Below are 19,580 nucleotides of genomic sequence, written 5' to 3'. Positions count from 1 at the left end.
CGCACATCCGGCATATAGCGCGCAAGTGTCACGCAACCCGGGCCGGTGACTGCGAGCGGCCTTCCGCTTCGCGTAAGGTCACGCACATCTACCCCCGGCGACCCGTGGTGCACCCGTGATCCGATTCGACAACGTCTCCAAGGCCTACCCCAAACAGAACCGTCCAGCCCTCCGGGATGTCTCCCTGGAGGTCGAGAAGGGCGAGTTCGTGTTCCTCGTGGGGTCCTCGGGCTCCGGCAAGTCCACCTTCCTGCGGCTGATCCTCCGCGAGGAGCGGGCCAGCCACGGGCAGGTGCACGTCCTGGGCAAGGACCTCGCGCGCGTCTCCAACTGGAAGGTGCCGCAGGTCCGGCGCCAGCTGGGGACCGTGTTCCAGGACTTCCGTCTGCTGCCCAACAAGACCGTCGCCGAGAACGTCGCCTTCGCGCAGGAGGTCATCGGCCGGTCCCGCGGCGAGATCCGCAAGTCCGTGCCGCAGGTGCTCGACCTCGTCGGGCTCGCCGGCAAGGAGGACCGGAGGCCCGGTGAGCTCTCCGGCGGTGAGCAGCAGCGCGTCGCCATCGCGCGGGCCTTCGTCAACCGGCCCAAGCTGCTCATCTGCGACGAACCCACCGGCAACCTCGACCCGCAGACCTCGGTGGGCATCATGAAGCTGCTCGACCGGATCAACCGGACGGGCACCACCGTGGTGATGGCGACGCACGACCAGAACATCGTGGACCAGATGCGCAAGCGCGTCATCGAGCTGGAGAAGGGCCGCCTCGTCCGCGACCAGGCACGCGGCGTCTACGGCTACCAGCACTGACGAGGAACGGAAAGGCTTAACCCCACGCCATGCGCGCCCAGTTCGTTCTGTCGGAGATCGGTGTCGGTCTCCGCCGCAATCTGACGATGACCTTCGCCGTCGTCGTCTCCGTCGCCCTGTCGCTCGCCCTGTTCGGTGCCTCGCTCCTGATGAGCGACCAGGTCACCAGTATGAAGGGCTACTGGTACGACAAGGTCAACGTCTCCGTCTTCCTGTGCAACAAGAGCGACGCCACGTCCGACCCCAACTGTGCCAAGGGGGCGGTGACCGAGGACCAGAAGGGGCAGATCAAGGACGACCTGGAGAAGATGTCGGTCGTCGACTCGGTCACCTACGAGTCCCAGGACGCGGCGTACAAGCACTACAAGGAGCAGTTCGGCGACTCCCCGCTGGCCAGCTCCCTCACGCCGGACCAGATGCAGGAGTCGTACCGCATCAAGCTCAAGGACCCGGAGAAGTACCAGGTCGTCGCGACCGCCTTCGACGGGCGTGACGGAGTGCAGTCCGTGCAGGACCAGAAGGGCATCCTGGACAACCTCTTCGGGCTGCTGAACGGCATGAACTGGGCCGCCCGCGCGGTGATGGCGCTCATGCTGGTCGTCGCCCTCATGCTGATCGTCAACACGGTGCGCGTCTCGGCGTTCAGCCGGCGGCGCGAGACCGGGATCATGCGGCTGGTCGGTGCCTCGGGCTTCTACATCCAGGCGCCCTTCATCGCCGAGGCCGCGGTCGCCGGACTCATCGGCGGCACCCTCGCCTGCGGATTCCTGCTGGTCGGCCGGTACTTCATCATCGACGACGGACTGGCGCTGTCGGAGAAGCTGAACCTGATCAACTTCATCGGCTGGGACGCGGTGCTGACGAAGCTTCCGCTGATTCTCGCCACCAGTCTGCTGATGCCGGCCCTGGCCGCTTTCTTCGCGCTGCGCAAGTACCTGAAGGTGTGACCCTTGCCAAGAGGGGCGTACGGTCAACCGGCCGTGCGCCCCTTCGCGTTGTCCTAGACTCACCGGCATGTCAGGTCGTGCCCTGTTCCGCGAACCCCGTCGGATCCGTCGAGGGGGCGCCCTGACCTTGGTGTTCACCGGCGTGCTCGTAGCCGGCGCGGTCACCGGCAACCTGCCCGGGCCGGCCGACCGGAAGCCCGCCGCGGGCAGCGCCCCGTCGGCCGCCCCCCTCGACCACCATGCCGAGGTCGCCGAGGCGGCGAAGGCGGCCATGGCCGCCGGCACGTCCCCCGTGGAGGCCGCGCAGCGCGCCGTCAGCCGCAGCGGGGACCGGTGGGGCGCCGTCTACTCCCCGGGCGAGTACGAGGAGTTCGTGGACGCCCTCGACGGCCGATACACCGGCGTGGGTCTGTGGGCCCGGGAACGGTCCGGCCGCATCGAGGTGACCAAGGTGGGCAGCGACACCCCTGCCGCCGACGCCGGTATCCGCGCGGGCGACCGGCTGCGCAGCGTCGACGGCGCGACGGTCGACGGGCGGCCCGTCACCGAGGTCGTCTCCTTACTGCGCGGTGACGACACCGACGAATCCGCCGGCACCACCGTCCGCCTCGGCCTGGAGCGCGGTACGCGCACCTGGAGCGAGACCCTGCGCCGGGCCCGGCTCTCCCGCGACACCGTCACCGTCGACGGACTCCCCGGTGGGATCACCGTCGTCAAGGTCGCCGCCTTCACCAAGGGTTCCGGCGACGAGGTCCGGGCCGCCGTGCGGGAGGCCCCGGCCGGCACGGGCATCGTCCTCGACCTGCGCGGCAACTCCGGTGGCCTGGTCGCCGAGGCGGTCACCGCGGCCTCCGCCTTCCTCGACGGCGGCCTGGTCGCCACGTACGACGTCGAGGGCGAGCAGCGCGCCCTGCACGCCGAGCCCGGCGGCGACACCCTCAGACCCCTGGTCGCGCTCGTCGACGGCGGGACGATGAGCGCGGCCGAACTGCTCACCGGCGCCCTCCAGGACCGCGGAAGGGCGGTCGTCGTGGGCTCCCGCACCTTCGGCAAGGGCTCGGTCCAGATGCCCGCCCGGCTGCCGGACGGCTCGGTCGCCGAACTGACCGTGGGCCACTACCGCACCCCGTCCGGCCGGGGCGTCGACGACCGGGGCATCACCCCCGACCTGGAGGCCGAGGAACAGGCGCTCCAGCAGGCGGGCACGGTCCTGACCGGACTCGGCCGGTAGCGCGGCCCGGACCGCGCGCCCGGCGGAGAGCCGCCCGCCGCGGTCCCCGCCGTCCCGCCCCCGGAAACCGGCTTTCCGTCGACCCCCTCCGTAGTGCCAAAATGGGCGGCACTATGGCTAAGGAAAAAGGGCGCAAGCTGATCGCGCAGAACAAGAAGGCGCGGCACGACTACCTCATCATCGACACCTACGAGGCCGGCCTGGTCCTCACCGGGACCGAGGTGAAGTCGCTGCGCCAGGGCAGGGCGTCGCTGGTGGACGGCTTCGTCCAGCTCGACGGCAACGAGGCGTGGCTGCACAACGTGCACGTCCCCGAGTACAGCCAGGGCACCTGGACCAACCACAGCGCGCGGCGCAAGCGCAAGCTGCTGCTGCACCGCGAGGAGATCGACAAGCTGGAGTCCAAGTCCCAGGAGACGGGACACACCATCGTGCCGCTCGCCCTGTACTTCAAGGACGGCCGCGCGAAGGTGGAGATCGCGCTGGCGAAGGGCAAGAAGGAGTACGACAAGCGCCAGACGCTCCGCGAGAAGCAGGACCGGCGCGAGACCGACCGGGCGATCTCGGCGGTCCGCCGCAAGCAGCAGGCCTAGGCCTGTCCGAGCGGTTCCCGGCCGCCCCGGAGCCCCCGGAGCCCCCGGAGCCCCCGGAGCCCTCGGAGCCGTCGCGCGGGAATACGCTGGCACCGACCCGCGTTGGTCACGTACGATGGCGGTAGCACCTCACAGCGGGTGCGTACCTTGAGAAAAAAACATGGGGATGATCGGTTTCGACAGCGGCTGTCGAAGCAGGGGAAGCGTGTCGAGGAAGCGGCCATGATCTCGTAAACCACAGGCCGAAAAAATAATCGCCAATTCCAAGCGATCCATCTCCCAGGGCGAGCTCGCCCTCGCTGCCTGATCTTCAGGTAGCGAGCAGCGGCTCCCCTACCAAAGGGAGTGTCAGCCCGGGGGTGTTCCCGACCCGGTTCCTGGCATCATTTAGGGAACTAAACCTTGATCCCGGTCACGGGGTGAAGAGGGAAATCCAACAGTGACTGAGCCCGTCGGAGACTTGTCCGCGTGATCTCCGGGGCTGAGAAAAGCACAGCGGACTGCACACGGAGAAGCCCTGATTCTGCACCGTTGGACGCGGGTTCGATTCCCGCCATCTCCACTTACCCCATGTGGGCCCAGGCCCCGTCGCATCAGCGGCGGGGCCTGTGTCATGTTGCGCTCAGGCCGCCGGATCGCCGTACGTGTGCAGGTACGTCGGGCCTCCCAGGCCCCCGAGCAGTGGGGCGACCGGGTGGCGCGCCGCGCGGCCCGGATACGCCGGACCCTGGCCGGCGCTGACGGTTCTGCACGGCACGGCCGACCACACGGTGAAGTCCGCCGGCATGACCGACCTCGTGGAGCAGTGGACCGAGGTGCACGGCGCCGACCGGACGGCCGACGTGAGCGACACCGTCGCCGGGTATCCGCACCAGGTGTTCCGGGGGGCCGGGTGGGAAAGCGGTGGTCGAGACCTACGCCGTCACCGGCATGGGGCACGGCCGGCCCGTCGCCCCGGGGGCGCCGGCGGGCAGTGCGGGACGGCCGGGGCGTACTTCCCGGACGTGAACCTGTGCGCCGCCCACCGGCTCGGGTCGGCCCGGGGGCTCGGCTGAGCGGCCCGCGGGCCGGGCGGGTCAGCACGGGCGCGGGCCCGTGCTGGCGCGTTCGGTCAGGCGGGGCGGCAGCAGCGTGGCCTGCGGTACGGGGGCGCCGGACAGCTTCCGTATCAAAAGGTGCACCGCGCGGGTGCCCAGCTCGGTGGACGGCATGGTGACCGAGGTGACCGGGATACGGGCCGAGGCGGCGACCGGTGTCGGGCAGACGGCGGTGAGGGAGAGGTCGTCGGGGATGCGCACCCCGAGTTCCTCGAAGGCGTCGATCAGCGGGTCGAGCAGCGGCTCGTTGTGCACCACCACCCCGGTCAGCGCGGGCTGCTCGCGCAGCAGCCGCTCGGCGATCGCGCGGGCCGCGCCCCGGCCCGTCCCGCACGGGTGCACCGTGGACCCGATCCGGTGCCGGTCCGCGGCGGCGGTGAAGCCCTGCACGAGCCGCCGCGCGAACGCCGTGCGCCGGACATACACCTCCGGCGGTGAGCCGACCAGCGCCACCGTCCGGTGCCCGAGCCGGGCCAGATGGTCCACGCACAGCTCGCCCGCCGCACCGAAGTCCAGGTCCACGCACGTCAGCCCGTCCGGCTCGGCGGGGACGCCGATCAGCACGGACGGCAGGGGCAGCGAGCGCAGTAACGGCAGCCGGGGGTCCTGGAGCTGTACGTCCATCACCACCACGGCGTCCGCCAGACCCGCCTCCGCGATCCGTCCGATCCCCTCCCCGCCCTCCCCCTGGGTGAGCAGTAGCACGTCGTGGTCGTGGGCGCGGGCGGCGGTGACCACCGACACCGCGAACTGCGTCACCACCGGCACATGGACGCCGGAGCGCATCGGCACCGCCAGTGCCAGCACCCGCGATCCGGCGCCGGCCGCGCCGTGGGTACGGACGTGCGTGCGGTAGCCCAGCTCGCGGACGGCGGCCTGGACGCGGCGCCGGGTCTCGTCGGAGATCGGCCGCTTGCCGCTGAGCGCGTACGACACCGTGCTGGGGGAGACCCCGGCGCGCCGGGCCACATCCGTGATCTTCACCATCGGGGGTCCTTATCGGGGGTCCTTCACCGACAACCGGGAGAGCAGTCGAAGCGCTTCGACGGGTGAAGGTATGTGCGGGCCGTGGGGCCGTCAATGGGGCGCGCGGGAATCGGCGGAGCGGTTCGACGCGCCGAACCGCGGACAGGGGTGAAACGGGGCCGAAGGGGTGGAACAGCAGGTGATCCGGGGGAGGGGGAGCAGCCGGTCTCAGCCGCCCGAGCGGGCCGGGCTCGGTTGTCCGGGCGGGCCGGGCGGGCTGGCCTCGGCCGTCCGGGCAGGCCGGTCTCAGCCGCCCAAGTGGGTCGAACCCGGTGTCCCCGGCGGACGAGGGCTCCACGGGCCGAGCAGGACGAGGGCGGTCAGCAGAGCCGTCGCGGCCGCCGTCACCGGGACCCCGTACCCGGCCGCGGCCGAGACGTGCTCGACCGTCCAGCCGCCCGCCGCGCTGCCGCAGGCGATCCCGCCGAGCAGGCCGGTCACCGCGAGGGTCATGCCCTCGTTCAGCCGGCCCTCGGGGGTGCGGTGCTGGACCAGGGTGATCGCCGTGACCATCGTCGGCGCCGTGGCCATGCCGGCCAGCAGGAGTGTGCCCGCCAGCAGGACGAGCGAGCCGGTGAGGGACGCCGCGAGCAGCGGCAGCACCATCAGCGCGGTCATGGCGGCCAGACACCACGGCAGCCGGGACCACGCGGACCCCGCCGGGCGCATCGCCCCGTACGCGAGCCCCGCCGCGAAGGAGCCGGCAGCCTGGAGGGCGAGCACCACGCCGGCCGCCGGGCGGTGTCCCTGGGCGTCCGCGAACGCGATCGTGACGACCTCCATCGCGCCGAACACCGCGCCGGTCGCGAGACAGACGGCGAGCAACGGGCGCATCCCGGGCGCCCGGAGGGGCGCCCGGCCGCCCGGCGCGTGGCGTCCGGCCGGCGGCTCGGTGGAGCGCTGGGCGGTGAACAGCGTCACGCCCGTCAGCAGCAGTACCGCCCCCACCAGCGTGCCCGCCTCCGGGAAGAGCGCTGTGCACAGGAAGGCCGCGAGCACCGGGCCGAGCATGTAGCAGAACTCGTCCGCGGCCTGCTCGAAGGAGTTCGCGGTGTGCAGGGCCTCGGCGGCGGCCTGCGGGTCGTCCCCCGGTTCCCCGGTGCGGGAGCTCAGCAGGTGTGCCCAGCGGGCCCGGGACATCCCGCCGGTGTTCGGTGTCGTGGCGGTGGCGGCGTAGGCGGCGAACAGGACCCAGTCCGGGGCGCCGTGGCGCACGCAGAGCAGCAGTGCGAGCAGGCCGAGCACGGCGAACACCGTGGCGGGCAGGGCGATGCGGGCCTGCCCGTACCGGTCGACCAGCCGCGCGATCCACGGAGCGGCCACCGCGGTCACCGCGAGTCCGGTCGCGACGACCATGCCGGCCAGGGCGTACGAACCCCGCGTCGCGGCGATCATCATGACCGCGCTCACGCTGAACATGCCCATCGGCAGCCGGGCGAGAAGATTCCAGGCCGTGAACGCGCGGGCGCCGGGCAGCGCGAAGAGGCGGCGGTACGGGCCCTCCACCCGGCCGCGATCGCTGTCCGTCCGCCCGCGTGGCGAGAAGTCGACGGCGACCAGGGCGTCGGCGGTGACGGTGAACAGGGGGGTGTTCCGGGAGGTCGGAGGGCGCCTGTGGAAGGTCGGTTGCGGCATGCACTCACCGTCGCCCGTGCCCGCGGCACCGGTCCAACACCTTCCCGGTACCGATTCACGCATCCGCGTTGTAGGTTCACGGGATGCCCGCCCCCGCCCACCTCGACCCCCGCCTCCTGCGCGCCTTCGTCACCGTCGCCGAGGAACTGCACTTCACCCGCGCGGCGATGCGCCTCTACGTCGCCCAGCAGGCGCTCAGCCGCGACGTACGGCGGCTGGAACGGGAGCTGGGCAGCGAGCTGTTCGTCCGGACCACCCGCCAGGTGACGCTCACCCCCGACGGCGAACGCCTGCTGCCGTACGCCCGCCGGGCCCTGGCGGCGCAGGACGACCTGCTCGCCGCCGCCGGACGGACCCGGCCGCTGCTGGTGGACCTCAACTCCCCGGGACTGGCCACCGGGCGCCGGGTCCTGCACCGGGCCCGCGAACTCGGCCCCGGCCACGAGCTGATGGCCCGCTACGAGAGCGGACTGACCTGGGCCGCGGGCGAGTTGACCGCGGGGCGGCTCGACGCGTCGTTCGGGCGGTTCGCGGGGCTCCCCGCGGTGCTGAAGGCCGGGCTCGACCAGCAGCCCGTACGGTACGAGCCGATGGCGGTGATCCTCCCCGAGGGCCACCGGCTGGCCGCCCTGGCGGAGGTGCCGCTCGACGCGCTGGCCGGCGAGGCGGTGTACGCCGGGGCGGGCAATCCGCGCACACCGGAGTGGACCGACCTCGCGGGGCTGTTGTTCGAGGGGCGGGGCATCGACGTCGCGCCGCCCGTGCCCCTGGCCGTCGGGGACGAGGAGTTCCAGCGGATCATGGCCCGCACGGGTCATCCGGTCCTCGCCGTGGTGGACTTCCCGCCGCTGCCCTCGATGGTGCTGCGTCCGCTGGTCGACCCCGTTCCGCTGTCACCTGTGTCACTGGTGTGGCGAAAAGGGCTGATTCACCCCGCTCTGGAGGGACTTCGCCGGGCTGCGTCCGATATGGCCGCAGAGGAGGGCTGGTTGTGCCGGCCCGCGAACGGATGGGTTTCGGACAGTGATCTTGATGTCATGAGTTCTCCCTGATGTCTCGCAATTGATACGAATCCCCTCCCGGCGAACACGGAACCTTCGCGTGCGCTACATTCGATGCTTGAGCACGGTGTGATAGACGGGGCGCTCGGAGAGGGTGGGGGCCCACTTCCGGCGGCGAGTGCTCGGGCCGTACGCGCACCCGGAACAGTCCCGTGGGGGGAAGAAGCGTGCGCGTGGAACAGTGGCGAGAAGACGCCCAACCTGATCGGTCCGAGACCGAGGACGAAGTCGACCTGGTCGAGGACGACCGGTCTGCCTCCGGCAGTTCTGCCGCCGACCACGGAGCGTGGTTCTCCCGAGTCGTGCCCGGCCGCACCGCCGAGGCGAACGACGTCACCGCGGCGAGGACCGCACCCCGCGCGGCCGGCCCGGCCGACCGGGCCGACCTGAATGACCGGGCCGACCTGGATGACAGGGTCGCCCCGGACGACACAAAGGCCACGATGAGCGCAACGCCACCACCCGGCGGCACGAGCAAGGTGCCGGCACCGGGCGGCATGAGCAGGATGCCCGCACAGCGCGGGCCGGAGAACGCGAGCAGGCAGGACAGGGCAAAGAGACCCGCCCCGACGTGGCGGACGGCTCCGGAGCCCCCGGCGGCTTCCGAGGACCCCGAGGAGACCAGGGCCCTCCGGATCAAGCCCCTCACCACCCCCGCGCCCCCCTCCGCCGGTTCCACCGGCTTCACCGCACGCCTCTCCGCCCAGGCCCCCGGGACCCCCCGGCCGCCCCGCCCCGCCCTGCGCGACCCCTGGCAGGAGGGCGCCGAGACGTCCGTGCTCCCCCCTGTCGCAGCCGCGCCCACCACGCCCGTCCCCGCCGCACCCGAGCCCACCAGGACCATCCCCGCCGCAGGCGCGGACGCCGACACCACCGAGCACACCCACGACCCGCACGAGGTGACGGTCCAGCTCGACGCCGTGCAGTTCGGCGACGGCGTGCTGCGCGCAACGCCGGGCAAGCACCGCGCCGGTAACCCCGACGTCGCCGACGGACCCGTGTTCGTCGACGAGTCCGGCCGCCGCAGCCGCCTCTACCGCCGGATCGGCCTGGCCGTCGGCCTGGCCTGCGCCGCGTACGCCATCGTGATCGTCGCCACGCTGCTGTCCGGCAACTCCAACGCCCCCTGGGTCCCCGTACCGGGCCAGGAGGAGGAACAGCCCGCCGGGAAGGTCGAGACCTCGCCGCGGCCCGCCGAGCCGGACGCGTCGCCCGGCTCCGGTACCGACCCGGCCCCGGGCGCCGAGCCGACCGCCGGTGACGCCGACCCCCTTCCCTCGTCCGGCGCCGGCCTCCCCGCGGGCGGCGTGACCGTCCCCGAGGGGGGCTCCGGCGAGACCACCGGCCCGTCGTCGACGCCGACCCGGGCCACCCCGGGGCCGGGCACCGGCGCCGGCGGTCCCACGACGACCGCTCCGGCCGCCCCCCCGGCCGCCTCGGTGCCCGCCGACCCGACGACCCCGTCCGGCGGCACCGGCACCGATCCGACCACGCCGCCCGCCGGGGAGGACCCCGGCGACGAGGAACCCGCGGGTACCGGCAACGTCGCCCAGGCGCCCGTCGGAGCGCCGCCCGTGGCCGCCGAGAACCCCGCCGCACAGCCGGCCCCGTCCACCGCCCCCGCCGAACCGTCCCCGGAGCACGTTCTCTGATGGCATCCCACTCCCGCCGCCCCGGGCCCGCGACCAGAGCCCGAGGCGGCTCCCGGCGTCGCCGTCTGCCCTTGCGCCTGCTGCTTCCGCTGCTCGTCCTCGTCGCCCTGGCGGCGATGCTCATGCTGCGCGGATACACGCACAGCGAGATCCTCGCCGACCACCGCGTCCAGGCGCCCGCCCCCACCGACAAGGTGCCGGAGAAGATCCTCGAGGGCGGCCCGGTCATCGACGCCCGTGGCGGCCGCACCGAGAGCCTGAGCGTGCCCGACCGCCGGATGGTCCTCACCTTCGACGACGGCCCGGACCCGGTCTGGACGCCGCGCGTGCTGGACGTGCTGAAGAAGCACGACGCGCACGCCGTCTTCTTCGTCACCGGCACCATGGCCTCCCGCTACCCGGACCTCGTCCAGCGCATGGTCGACGAGGGCCACGAACTCGGCCTGCACACCTTCAACCACCCCGACCTCTCCCTCCAGTCCAAGGAACGCATCGACTGGGAGCTGTCGCAGAACCAGCTGGCGATCACCGGCGCGGCCGGCGTCCGCACCTCCCTCTTCCGCCCGCCGTACTCCTCCTTCTCCGACGCCATGGACAACAAGTCCTGGCCGGTCACCGAGTACATCGGCAGCCTCGGCTACATCACCGTCGTCAACAACACCGACAGCGAGGACTGGCAGCGGCCCGGCGTCGACGAGATCATCCGCCGTGCCACGCCGAAGAACGGTGAGGGCGCCATCGTCCTGATGCACGACTCCGGCGGTGACCGCAGCCAGACCGTCACGGCCCTGGACCGCTTCCTGCCCGACCTGAAGAAGCAGGGCTACGAGTTCGACAACCTCACCGAGGCCCTGGACGCGCCCAGTGCGATGAGCCCGGTGGCCGGCTCCGAGCTGTGGAAGGGCAAGGCGTGGGTCTTCCTGGTCCATGCCTCGGAGAAGGTCACCAGCGGCCTGGCGGTGGGCCTGGCGATCGTCGGCACCCTGGTCATCGGCCGCTTCGTGCTGATGCTCCTCCTCTCCGGCGTCCACGCCCGCCGGGTGCGCCGCCGGGGCTTCGGCTGGGGCCCACCGGTCACCGAACCGGTGACCGTGCTGGTCCCGGCCTACAACGAGGCCAAGTGCATCGAGAACACCGTCCGCTCCCTGATGGACAGCGATCACCCGATCGAGGTCCTGGTCATCGACGACGGTTCCGACGACGGCACGGCCCGCATCGTCGAGGCCATGAACCTGCCCAACGTCCGGGTGATCCGCCAGCTCAACGCGGGCAAACCGGCAGCGCTCAACCGGGGCCTGGCCAACGCCCGGTACGACATCGTCGTGATGATGGACGGCGACACGGTCTTCGAGCCGTCCACCGTCCGCGAACTCGTCCAGCCCTTCGGCGACCCGAAGGTGGGAGCCGTGGCGGGCAACGCCAAGGTCGGCAACAAGGACAGCCTCATCGGCGCCTGGCAGCACATCGAGTACGTGATGGGCTTCAACCTGGACCGCCGCATGTACGACATCCTCGGCTGCATGCCGACCATCCCGGGGGCCGTCGGCGCCTTCCGCCGCTCGGCCCTGGTCCCGATCGGCGGCATGAGCGACGACACGCTCGCCGAGGACACCGACGTCACCATGGCGCTGCACCGCGCCGGCTGGCGCGTGGTCTACGCCGAGAACGCCCGCGCCTGGACCGAGGCCCCGGAGACCGTCCAGCAGCTGTGGTCCCAGCGCTACCGCTGGTCGTACGGCACCATGCAGGCCATCTGGAAGCACCGCCGCGCAGTGATCGAGAAGGGGCACTCGGGCCGCTTCGGCCGCGTGGGCCTGCCCTTCGTCTCCCTGTTCATGATCGTGGCCCCGCTGCTGGCCCCGCTGATCGACGTCTTCCTGCTCTACGGCATAGTCTTCGGCCCGACCCAGAAGACGATCATGGCGTGGCTGGGTGTCCTGGCCGTCCAGGCGGTCTGCGCGGCCTTCGCCTTCCGCCTCGACCGCGAACGCATGACCCATCTCATCTCGCTGCCGCTGCAGCAGATCCTCTACCGCCAGCTCATGTACGTCGTGCTGCTCCAGTCCTGGATCACCGCGCTCACCGGCGGCCGCCTGCGCTGGCAGAAACTGCGGCGCACCGGCGTCGTCGAGGCGCCCGGCGGCTCCGTGCCCGGCCCACGTGCGCAGAGCAGCGATGATCGGAGGCCCGTGGCATGACCCATGGATACACGACAGGTACGGGTCCTGGCCCGGAGTCGGCCGGCCCGTACGGAGCCGCGCACGCCGGGGACGCGAACGGGGCCCCGGGGATGCAGTCCGCCGTCCCGCGGCAGCGCACGACCGAGCCCGCACCCGTACCGGACCCCGCCGCCCCGGCCGCCGCCCCCGGGAAACCGGGCCGTGACCGGTACCTCGACCTGCTGCGCTCCATCGCCCTGGTCCGCGTCGTGGTCTACCACCTGTTCGGCTGGGCCTGGATGACGGTGCTGTTCCCGTCGATGGGCGTGATGTTCGCGCTGGCCGGTTCGCTGATGGCGCGTTCACTGAAGCGTCCGGCGGCGAGCGTGATCCGCAGCCGGGTCCGCCGTCTCCTGCCGCCCATGTGGGCGTTCGGCGTGGTCGTGCTGGCGCTGATGTTCGCGCAGGGCTGGAACCCGGCGAAGGACCCGGACCACGGTGACACCTGGGGCCTGATCGGGCTGTTCAACTACATCGTCCCGATCGGGGCCCCGCCCTACCCCTGGCAGCTCGGCTCCGCGTCGGGCCTGCTGGACGAGACCTGGGCGGTGCAGGCCGCGGGCCCGCTGTGGTACCTGCGCGCCTACCTGTGGTTCGTGATCGCGTCGCCGCTGCTGCTGTGGGCGTTCCGCCGGGCGCCCTGGCCGACCCTGCTCGCCCCGCTGGGCCTGACGGCGATCGTCGGCACGGGCCTGGTGACGATCCCCGGCGAAACGGGCAACGCGGTCACCGACTTCGCGGTCTACGGCGGTTGCTGGGTGCTGGGCTTCGCCCACAACGACGGCATGCTGAAGAAGATCCCGCGCTACGTCTCGGTCTCCTGCGCGTCACTGGTGATGGCCTTCGGCCTGTGGTGGGCGTCGAACCACCTGGGCCCCGACGGCTGGGACCTCAACGACATCCCGCTGGCCCAGGCCGCCTGGTCGTTCGGCTTCGTCGTGATCCTGCTCCAGTACTCCCCGTCCTGGCAGCAACTCCCGGGACGCCTGGCGCAGTGGGACAAGCTGGTGACCCTCTCCAACAACCGGGCGGTCACCATCTACCTGTGGCACAACATGCTGATCATGGCGACGGTCCCGATCATCGACCTGCTGTACCGGCTCCCGTTCATGCAGAGCGAGCGTGCGATGGGCGCCCTCGACAGCACGTACACGCTCTGGATGTTCGCCCTGATCTGGCCGCTCATCGGCCTGGCGGTGCTCGCGGTCGGCTGGGTCGAGGACCTCGCGGCGAAACGGAGCCCACGCCTGTGGCCGAACGGCGCGAAGCGCTCCGCGGGCAAGCAGTCCGGAAGCCGCGCCGCCCACCGGGGCTGACGACGACTCTTTTTTCGGGGCTCGGCTTTTCGATGGCAGCGTTGACGAGGGTGGGAGGCATGCGGTCCAAGTCCACGTCGGGCAGCGCCCCCCCCGAGAAACCTTGCCCGCCCGCCCTGCGCCGGGCGAGGCAGAGCAGGGCCTGGGTGTGGTGTTTTAGCAGGACCTGCCTCACCTGCCGGAGTCACCGCTTTCGGCAGACGGTCCCGACGCTGCGGGGCCGGAGGCGGGTACCTTGCCGAAAAGCGTGAACAGTCGACAGCCCAATGACACACCGGCGCTCAAATGAGCAACGTGAGGACAGCCGTAGTCGAAATGCTCACGCTTTGGGGATGACGTGTCACGCCCAGGGCACGGACGGCCTGTCCCGGCACCGCACGGCGAGGCCGCTTCCCCTCAGGCGGTCACGGAGAGCGCCGGCACAATCAGCAGACCATCCCCAACAAGGCCCGATACCCCGTCACTCGGTCTCACGCCCGCCGAGCAGCGCTACCGGCCCCGATCTCCTTGGCGTACACGATGAAGGTGGCCCACGTAGCACGGGAGAGGCCGAGCCGGGGTCCGGCTGCGTCCTTCGAGTCGCGTATGAGGATGGTGGCCGGGGCGGCGGCTATCTCGACGCAGTTCGAGCTGTCCCCGCTGTAAGTGGACTTCTGCCAACGGACGGTCTGCACGGCGTTCCTTCTCAGGCTTCTCGGATGAGGTTGTGGATGAAGTCGCGTGACTCGGCAGGGCCGAGCGCGCAGGACGTCATGTGGTCCAGTACGGCGCGGTACTTGGTCAACTGTGCCTCCGCGTCCAGAAATCCGCAGCCCCCGTGGTGGGTGTCCAGTTGGACGGTGTCGAGCTGCGGTACAGCGCCCGCGACGTAGTCGAAGGACTGGCCGGTGCTCGGGAAGTAGCCCGTGCCGAACGGGATCACACGGATGGTGACGTGGGGCATTTCGCCCATGCCGAGCAGGTGCGTGAGCTGGCCGCGAGTCACGACGGGGCCGCCGAAGCCCATGCGCAGGGCCGACTCGTGGATGATCGCCGAGTAGGGAGGCGGGCTCTCTCGGTGCAGGATGCCCTGTCGCTTGATGCGATGGGTGAGGCGGTGCTCGATCTCGTACTGCCGCATGGGCGGCACCACTGCCCGGAAGAGGGCGCGGGCGTGATCGGTGGTCTGTAGCAGCGCCGGGATGTGGATCACCAGGGCGACGCGCAGTGCGGTGGCGTGATGCTCCAGCTCGGCCAGGTCGACCAACGCGGCGGGCAGGTGTTCGCGGTACTCCTCCCACCAGCCGCGGGACCGGCGTCCGGTCATCGCGGCCAGCGTGACGATCAGGGCCTCGTCGGAACAGTCGTACGCAGACGCCATCCCGCGTACGAGATCGGCGCTTACGGAGCTGCGACCCGTTTCGATCATGCTCACACGCCCTTGGTTGACGCCCAGGTGCGTGGCGGCCTGGGTCACCGTGAACCCCGCCCTTTCGCGGAGTTTGCGCAGCTCGATGCCGAGTCGCCGTTGGCGCAGGTTGGGGTTGTTGGTGGGCGGCAAGGTGTCTCCGTCCGGGCCGCGAAGCGGCTCTCATGTACCTCACACGAGCTAATTGAAGGTGAATCTCCCTAGAATGGAAGATTCATCTCCCCTTCCGCTTTTATCGTAGCGGCACCGCTCATATGCCGCGTTCGTCAGCCGGAAGCGCACCCACCAAGGCACTGCCACCGCTTGGCGCGGTCATGGACGAGTGATCCGAGTTCCCCTCTATTCCCTGGAGTCGTTCATGGTCACCGTAGCCCCGTCCCCACCCTGGATGTACGCCCTCCGACTGCCCCATGACCCTCGCGCCGTACACGTCGCACGTATGACGGTGCGGGCGGCGCTCGGTGGGCACGACATGCGGGACGTCGTCGACGCGGTGGAGCTGTTGACGTCCGAGTTGGTCACCAACGCGTACCGGCACACCAAGGGCCCCGCGTCGCTGCGGCTCACCTGCTTGAGCGACGGCCGGTTGAGGGTCGGTGTGTGGGACAGCCACCCGTACATTCCTGCCCCCTTCAGCGAGGCGCCCGGGAACTCCGTCCCACCCGTCCCGACGGATGCCGAATCCGGGCGCGGGCTGCGCCTCGTGCAGGAGTATGCGGATTCCTGGGGCGGGTGGGCGCTCGGTGACGGCGTGCTGGGGCGGAGCGCGGGGAAGCTGCTGTGGTTCGAGGTGGGCGGGCGGCGGAGCGCCGGGTGACGGCCGGGGCCGGTCAAGGGCTCCGGCCGCGCTACCGCGTCGGCGCCCTCCCGTGGAAAACTGCCCGTGTTGCGGAAGCGAACAAGGCGGCCGAGGGGCGGGTGCGGACGAGCCGTGCCTCAGGCGGCACGCCGAACGCAGCACCCACCGAATGCAGCACACCGACTCGAGTGCGGGACGAGAGCGGGACGAGAACCATGCGCGACGAACAGCAGCAACCCGACCGGTCCACGGAGCCGCCTCCGGAGCCGCCTACGGAACTGCCCACGGAGCAGACCCCCGGCCACGGGCCGCTCGCGGGCTTCACCGTGGGCGTGACCGCCGCGCGCCGGGCCGACGAGCTGGGCGCGCTGATCCAGCGGCGCGGCGGTGCCGTCCTGCACGCCCCCGCGCTGCGGATCGTGCGACTCGCCGACGACAGCGAACTGCTGGCCGCCACCAAGGAGATCATCGGACAGGCCCCGGACATCGCGGTCGCCACCACGGCGATCGGCTTCCGGGGCTGGGTGGAGGCCGCCGACGGCTGGGGGCTCGGCGACGATCTGCTGGCGCGGCTGCGCGGGGCGCGGATCCTGGCCCGCGGACCGAAGGTCAAGGGCGCGATCCGGGCCGCCGGGCTGAGGGAGGAGTGGTCGCCGTCGTCGGAGTCGATGGCCGAGGTCCTCGACCGGCTCCTGGAGGAGGGCGTCGACGGGCTGCGGATCGCCCTCCAGCTGCACGGCGAACCGCTGCCCGGGTTCGTGGAGTCGCTGCGGGCCGCAGGGGCGGACGTGGTGGGAGTGCCCGTCTACCGGTGGATGCCGCCGGAGGACATCGCCCCCGTCGACCGGCTGCTGGACGCCGTCGTCGCCCGGACCCTGGACGCGGTCACCTTCACCAGCGCGCCCGCCGCCGCGTCCCTGCTGTCCCGCGCCGGTGAGCGCGGCCTGCTCGACGACGTCCTCGCCGCCTTCGGACACGACGTCCTGCCCGCCTGCGTCGGCCCGGTCACCGCGCTGCCGTTGCAGGCCCGGGGCGTCGACACCGTCCAGCCGGAGCGCTTCCGGCTCGGCCCCCTCGTCCAGCTGCTCTGCCGGGAACTGCCCGGCCGGGCCCGCTCGCTGCCGGTCGCTGGGCACCGGGTGGAGATCCGCGGGCACGCCGTCATGGTGGACGGCGAGCTGCGCCCCGTACCGCCCGCGGGGATGTCGCTGCTGCGGGTGCTGGCCCGCCGCCCCGGCCGGGTCGTCGCCCGCGCGGACCTGCTGCGCGCGCTGCCGGGCACCGACCGCGACGAACACGCGGTGGAGACCGCGATGGCCCGCCTGCGCGCCGCCCTCGGCACGCCCGGGCTGATCCTGACGGTCGTCGAACGCGGCTACCGCCTGGCTCTGGAACCCCAGGCGGACGCGGAGGACGGGGACGCCTGAATCTGGATCCACCGACGACCATGGAGGGCAGACTGCGTCCTCCCAGGTCGACCAGCCCTTCGGGCAGTAGTCGATCTTCACTCGAGAGGTGAAGGAGCGGAACAGCTCGATGGGGCCGCTGACCTGGATGAAGGCTGCTCGGGTCCGGTTTTCGTCGGTGGATTCAGGCTGAACGGACCGGCCGGCGCGGCGCCGCGTGCGAGGCCGGGTGGGGCATACAGGGGCGGGGTTCGGATCGGGACTTGGAGCGGCCTCGGTCGGGACCCGCATCGGGCCCTGGGACGAAGGCTCCGTGCTGGGGCCGGGGCCGTCCCGGGACGCGGGCAGCACGGGGGCGAGGTCCGTTCCGGGACCGGGGGGGTGCCCAAGGGGTTCCGGGTGGAGGAGCGGGCAGGCACTGTAGAGGGAGCGGATTCCCGGAACAGATTCCTCACTCGCATCGCACCGGCCCCCACGCGACCGGGGCGAACCCTAGGCGGTGACAGGCACATGGCACTGGGTACGGTCACGGCGCCCCACGAGCTGCGGTTCGACACCGGGCGGATCTGTCTGGATCTCCTCGCGACCACGCATCCCGAGGAACGGCTCGGCTCCGTCGACGTGCTGAGCGCCTGGATCACCGGCTCCGGACTCGTCCCGGCCGGCACCCCGCTGACCCACGCCGACGGCGCCTGGCCGGCCGCCTTCCGTGAACTGCGCGGCCACCTCGCCCGTCTGGTGCACGGCCGGCCGGCGCCCGGCAGTGCCGCGTACGACCTCGCGCTCGCCCGCGTCAACGAGATCGCCCGCGCCGCGCCCCCGGCGCCGCGCGCGGTCCCCGGGGACGACGGGGCGCTGGTGCGGCGGTTGGAGGCGCCGCCCGGCTGCGCCGCGCTGCTCGCGGTGATCGCCCGGGACGCCGTGGACCTGCTCACCGACCCGCTCGCGCGCGCGTGCCTGCGGCAGTGCGAGGGCGACAACTGCCCGATCGTGTACCTGGACACCTCGCGGGGCCGCCGCAGGCGCTGGTGCTCCAGCGAGGTCTGCGGAAACCGCGAGCGCGTGGCACGCCACCGCCGCAGGGCCGCCGCCCTCACCCGCGCCTGACCCGGCCTCACCTCGCGGGCGTACTCAACTCGGCTGTCCTGTATGCGGCTTGCGTCACCTCTTTCGCCGTTTCCCGGCGCGTGCCGCCCCTCAAGTGCTCAAGTGACTTCACTCACGCCCGGTTTGCCTTGCGGTCGGCATGGGCAACCCGGCTCGTCGTCGGTCCGTGGCGGAAATGTGAAGGAAAGGCGGGGGAAATGTGCTCCCATGTCCCGGTCTTCACCTCGTCCCCCAGAAAACCGGCGCCTCCCGTTGAACACCCAACGCATCGCGTCCGTACCCGATGTCGAGCGACCGACGGGGGGATCCCCGGGACACCGGAGGTGGGCGTGCGCAAGGATGCGGCCGTGGCCAATGAACGTGGAGCGAGGGCCCGACATCGCATGTCTTCGTCCTCGTCGTACTCGTCGAACGAACCTGACGAGGAGTTGATGCGTGCGCTGTATCGAGAGCACGCCGGGCCTTTGCTCGCGTACGTCCTGCGGCTGGTCGCCGGAGACCGGCAGCGAGCCGAGGACGTCGTGCAGGAGACGCTCATCCGTGCCTGGAAGAACGCCGGTCAGCTCAATCGGGCGACCGGATCGGTACGCCCCTGGCTGGTGACGGTCGCCCGGCGCATCGTCATCGACGGCCACCGCAGCCGGCAGGCCCGGCCGCAGGAGGTCGATCCGTCGCCGCTGGAGGTCATCCCCGCGGAGGACGAGATCGACAAGGCGCTGTGGCTGATGACGCTGTCGGACGCACTCGACGACCTGACCCCTGCCCACCGGGAGGTCCTGGTCGAGACGTATTTCAAGGGACGTACCGTGAACGAGGCGGCCGAGACCCTCGGGATACCCAGCGGCACGGTGCGCTCCAGGGTGTTCTACGCCCTGCGTTCGATGAAGCTGGCACTGGAGGAGCGGGGGGTGACGGCGTGATGAGCGTGTACGGGGGATTCGGAGCGGGCGGTACGGGTATGTCTGGTGCCATGCAGGGATCACCGGTGCCGAACGAGCACGAGACCGTCGGTGCCTACGCCCTCGGCATCCTCGACGATGCCGAGGCCACCACGTTCGAGTCGCACCTCGCCGGCTGCGAGTGGTGCGCCCAGCAGCTCGACGAACTCGCCGGTATGGAACCGATGCTGGCCGCCCTCGCGGACCTGCCCGGCACCGGCACGACGCCGTCGCTCGGTGAGTCGCTGTCGGCCAAGCCGGCGCCGCGCGTGGTGGAGAAGCTGGTCGACGAGGTCGCCGAGCGCCGCGCCAAGAAGCGCCGCCGCAACTTCTACATGGT

The 19,580-nt window shown here is 71.5% G+C and carries 18 protein-coding genes and 1 other RNA gene; 15 read left to right on the top strand and 4 right to left on the bottom strand.

Annotated features, from left to right (window positions below; genetic code table 11):
- Positions 1-115: 115 nt before the first annotated feature.
- From ftsE to ACFP2V_RS16010, 6 genes are all read left to right on the top strand, one after another.
- Positions 116-805: a cell division ATP-binding protein FtsE gene (ftsE, locus tag ACFP2V_RS16035; RefSeq protein WP_381211902.1), complete on the top strand. Its 690-nt coding sequence runs from the start codon at positions 116-118 to the stop codon at positions 803-805.
- Positions 806-834: 29 nt separating this feature from the next.
- Complete coding sequence (ftsX, locus tag ACFP2V_RS16030) at positions 835-1,752, top strand: permease-like cell division protein FtsX (RefSeq protein WP_381211899.1); 918 nt, start codon at positions 835-837, stop codon at positions 1,750-1,752.
- Positions 1,753-1,819: 67 nt separating this feature from the next.
- Positions 1,820-2,983, top strand: a complete 1,164-nt coding sequence (locus tag ACFP2V_RS16025) for a S41 family peptidase (RefSeq protein WP_381211896.1) — start codon at positions 1,820-1,822, stop codon at positions 2,981-2,983.
- 113 nt (positions 2,984-3,096) lie between these two features.
- Positions 3,097-3,576, top strand: coding sequence for an SsrA-binding protein SmpB (smpB, locus tag ACFP2V_RS16020; protein ID WP_381211893.1), 480 nt, complete (start codon positions 3,097-3,099; stop codon positions 3,574-3,576).
- A 162-nt stretch (positions 3,577-3,738) separates the two neighbouring features.
- Positions 3,739-4,141, top strand: a transfer-messenger RNA (tmRNA) gene (gene ssrA / locus ACFP2V_RS16015).
- Between the two features lie 220 nt (positions 4,142-4,361).
- A complete protein-coding gene (locus ACFP2V_RS16010) occupies positions 4,362-4,631 on the top strand; it encodes a hypothetical protein (protein ID WP_381211890.1) in 270 nt (89 codons plus the stop codon).
- A 21-nt stretch (positions 4,632-4,652) separates the two neighbouring features.
- On the opposite strand, the gene ACFP2V_RS16005 is transcribed toward ACFP2V_RS16010, so the two are convergent.
- Together ACFP2V_RS16005 and ACFP2V_RS16000 are read right to left on the bottom strand one after the other, a co-directional pair.
- The gene (locus tag ACFP2V_RS16005; protein ID WP_381211887.1) at positions 4,653-5,660 is read right to left on the bottom strand and encodes a LacI family DNA-binding transcriptional regulator; all 1,008 of its coding nucleotides are present in this window, start codon (positions 5,658-5,660) and stop codon (positions 4,653-4,655) included.
- A gap of 285 nt (positions 5,661-5,945) precedes the next feature.
- Entirely contained in the window at positions 5,946-7,334 is a 1,389-nt protein-coding gene (locus tag ACFP2V_RS16000; protein ID WP_381211884.1) for an MFS transporter, read from the bottom strand.
- An 83-nt stretch (positions 7,335-7,417) separates the two neighbouring features.
- Between ACFP2V_RS16000 and ACFP2V_RS15995 the strand changes: the two genes are divergently transcribed.
- The 4 genes from ACFP2V_RS15995 to ACFP2V_RS15980 all read left to right on the top strand — a co-directional run bounded on the left by ACFP2V_RS15995 (position 7,418) and on the right by ACFP2V_RS15980 (position 13,582).
- Positions 7,418-8,386, top strand: coding sequence for a LysR family transcriptional regulator (locus ACFP2V_RS15995; protein WP_381211881.1), 969 nt, complete (start codon positions 7,418-7,420; stop codon positions 8,384-8,386).
- 182 nt (positions 8,387-8,568) lie between these two features.
- Entirely contained in the window at positions 8,569-10,047 is a 1,479-nt protein-coding gene (locus ACFP2V_RS15990) for a hypothetical protein (protein WP_381211878.1), read from the top strand.
- A complete protein-coding gene (locus tag ACFP2V_RS15985; protein WP_381211875.1) occupies positions 10,047-12,245 on the top strand; it encodes a bifunctional polysaccharide deacetylase/glycosyltransferase family 2 protein in 2,199 nt (732 codons plus the stop codon). The genes ACFP2V_RS15990 and ACFP2V_RS15985 overlap by 1 nt, the downstream gene beginning before the upstream one ends.
- Positions 12,242-13,582 (top strand): acyltransferase family protein, encoded by a 1,341-nt coding sequence (locus ACFP2V_RS15980; RefSeq protein ID WP_381211872.1) that lies wholly within the window; start codon positions 12,242-12,244, stop codon positions 13,580-13,582. Before ACFP2V_RS15985 ends, ACFP2V_RS15980 begins: the two co-directional genes overlap by 4 nt.
- A 470-nt stretch (positions 13,583-14,052) precedes the next feature.
- On the opposite strand, the gene ACFP2V_RS15975 is transcribed toward ACFP2V_RS15980, so the two are convergent.
- Together ACFP2V_RS15975 and ACFP2V_RS15970 are read right to left on the bottom strand one after the other, a co-directional pair.
- Positions 14,053-14,256 (bottom strand): DUF397 domain-containing protein, encoded by a 204-nt coding sequence (locus ACFP2V_RS15975; RefSeq protein WP_381211869.1) that lies wholly within the window; start codon positions 14,254-14,256, stop codon positions 14,053-14,055.
- 11 nt (positions 14,257-14,267) lie between these two features.
- Positions 14,268-15,122, bottom strand: a complete 855-nt coding sequence (locus ACFP2V_RS15970; RefSeq protein ID WP_381211866.1) for a helix-turn-helix domain-containing protein — start codon at positions 15,120-15,122, stop codon at positions 14,268-14,270.
- A gap of 226 nt (positions 15,123-15,348) precedes the next feature.
- Between ACFP2V_RS15970 and ACFP2V_RS15965 the strand changes: the two genes are divergently transcribed.
- From ACFP2V_RS15965 to ACFP2V_RS15945, 5 genes are all read left to right on the top strand, one after another.
- Positions 15,349-15,807, top strand: coding sequence for an ATP-binding protein (locus ACFP2V_RS15965; protein ID WP_381211863.1), 459 nt, complete (start codon positions 15,349-15,351; stop codon positions 15,805-15,807).
- A 197-nt stretch (positions 15,808-16,004) separates the two neighbouring features.
- Complete coding sequence (locus ACFP2V_RS15960; protein WP_381211860.1) at positions 16,005-17,216, top strand: uroporphyrinogen-III synthase; 1,212 nt, start codon at positions 16,005-16,007, stop codon at positions 17,214-17,216.
- Positions 17,217-17,705: 489 nt separating this feature from the next.
- A complete protein-coding gene (locus tag ACFP2V_RS15955; RefSeq protein ID WP_381211857.1) occupies positions 17,706-18,302 on the top strand; it encodes a CGNR zinc finger domain-containing protein in 597 nt (198 codons plus the stop codon).
- A gap of 323 nt (positions 18,303-18,625) precedes the next feature.
- A complete protein-coding gene (locus tag ACFP2V_RS15950) occupies positions 18,626-19,222 on the top strand; it encodes a sigma-70 family RNA polymerase sigma factor (protein ID WP_079040643.1) in 597 nt (198 codons plus the stop codon).
- A partial coding sequence (locus ACFP2V_RS15945) for an anti-sigma factor family protein (RefSeq protein WP_381211853.1) occupies positions 19,222-19,580 on the top strand: 359 nt, incomplete at its 3' end. The genes ACFP2V_RS15950 and ACFP2V_RS15945, both read left to right, overlap by 1 nt.

The sequence above is a fragment of the Streptomyces incanus genome, from assembly GCF_042656345.1.
Classification (GTDB): Bacteria; Actinomycetota; Actinomycetes; order Streptomycetales; family Streptomycetaceae; genus Streptomyces; species Streptomyces incanus.
The sequence above is the reverse complement of the archived record's forward strand: the minus strand, read 5'-3'. Positions and strand labels throughout refer to the sequence as shown.

Bases quoted from the DNA above. Each gene is read 5' to 3' on its own strand.
- ftsX (WP_381211899.1), top strand. From the start codon at position 835: ATGCGCGCCCAGTTCGTTCTGTCGGAGATCGGTGTCGGTCTCCGCCGC.
- ACFP2V_RS16025 (WP_381211896.1), top strand. From the start codon at position 1,820: ATGTCAGGTCGTGCCCTGTTCCGCGAACCCCGTCGGATCCGTCGAGGG.
- smpB (WP_381211893.1), top strand. From the start codon at position 3,097: ATGGCTAAGGAAAAAGGGCGCAAGCTGATCGCGCAGAACAAGAAGGCG.
- ACFP2V_RS16010 (WP_381211890.1), top strand. From the start codon at position 4,362: ATGACCGACCTCGTGGAGCAGTGGACCGAGGTGCACGGCGCCGACCGG.
- ACFP2V_RS16005 (WP_381211887.1), bottom strand. From the start codon at position 5,660: ATGGTGAAGATCACGGATGTGGCCCGGCGCGCCGGGGTCTCCCCCAGC.
- ACFP2V_RS16000 (WP_381211884.1), bottom strand. From the start codon at position 7,334: ATGCCGCAACCGACCTTCCACAGGCGCCCTCCGACCTCCCGGAACACC.
- ACFP2V_RS15995 (WP_381211881.1), top strand. From the start codon at position 7,418: ATGCCCGCCCCCGCCCACCTCGACCCCCGCCTCCTGCGCGCCTTCGTC.
- ACFP2V_RS15985 (WP_381211875.1), top strand. From the start codon at position 10,047: ATGGCATCCCACTCCCGCCGCCCCGGGCCCGCGACCAGAGCCCGAGGC.
- ACFP2V_RS15980 (WP_381211872.1), top strand. From the start codon at position 12,242: ATGACCCATGGATACACGACAGGTACGGGTCCTGGCCCGGAGTCGGCC.
- ACFP2V_RS15965 (WP_381211863.1), top strand. From the start codon at position 15,349: ATGGTCACCGTAGCCCCGTCCCCACCCTGGATGTACGCCCTCCGACTG.
- ACFP2V_RS15960 (WP_381211860.1), top strand. From the start codon at position 16,005: ATGCGCGACGAACAGCAGCAACCCGACCGGTCCACGGAGCCGCCTCCG.
- ACFP2V_RS15955 (WP_381211857.1), top strand. From the start codon at position 17,706: ATGGCACTGGGTACGGTCACGGCGCCCCACGAGCTGCGGTTCGACACC.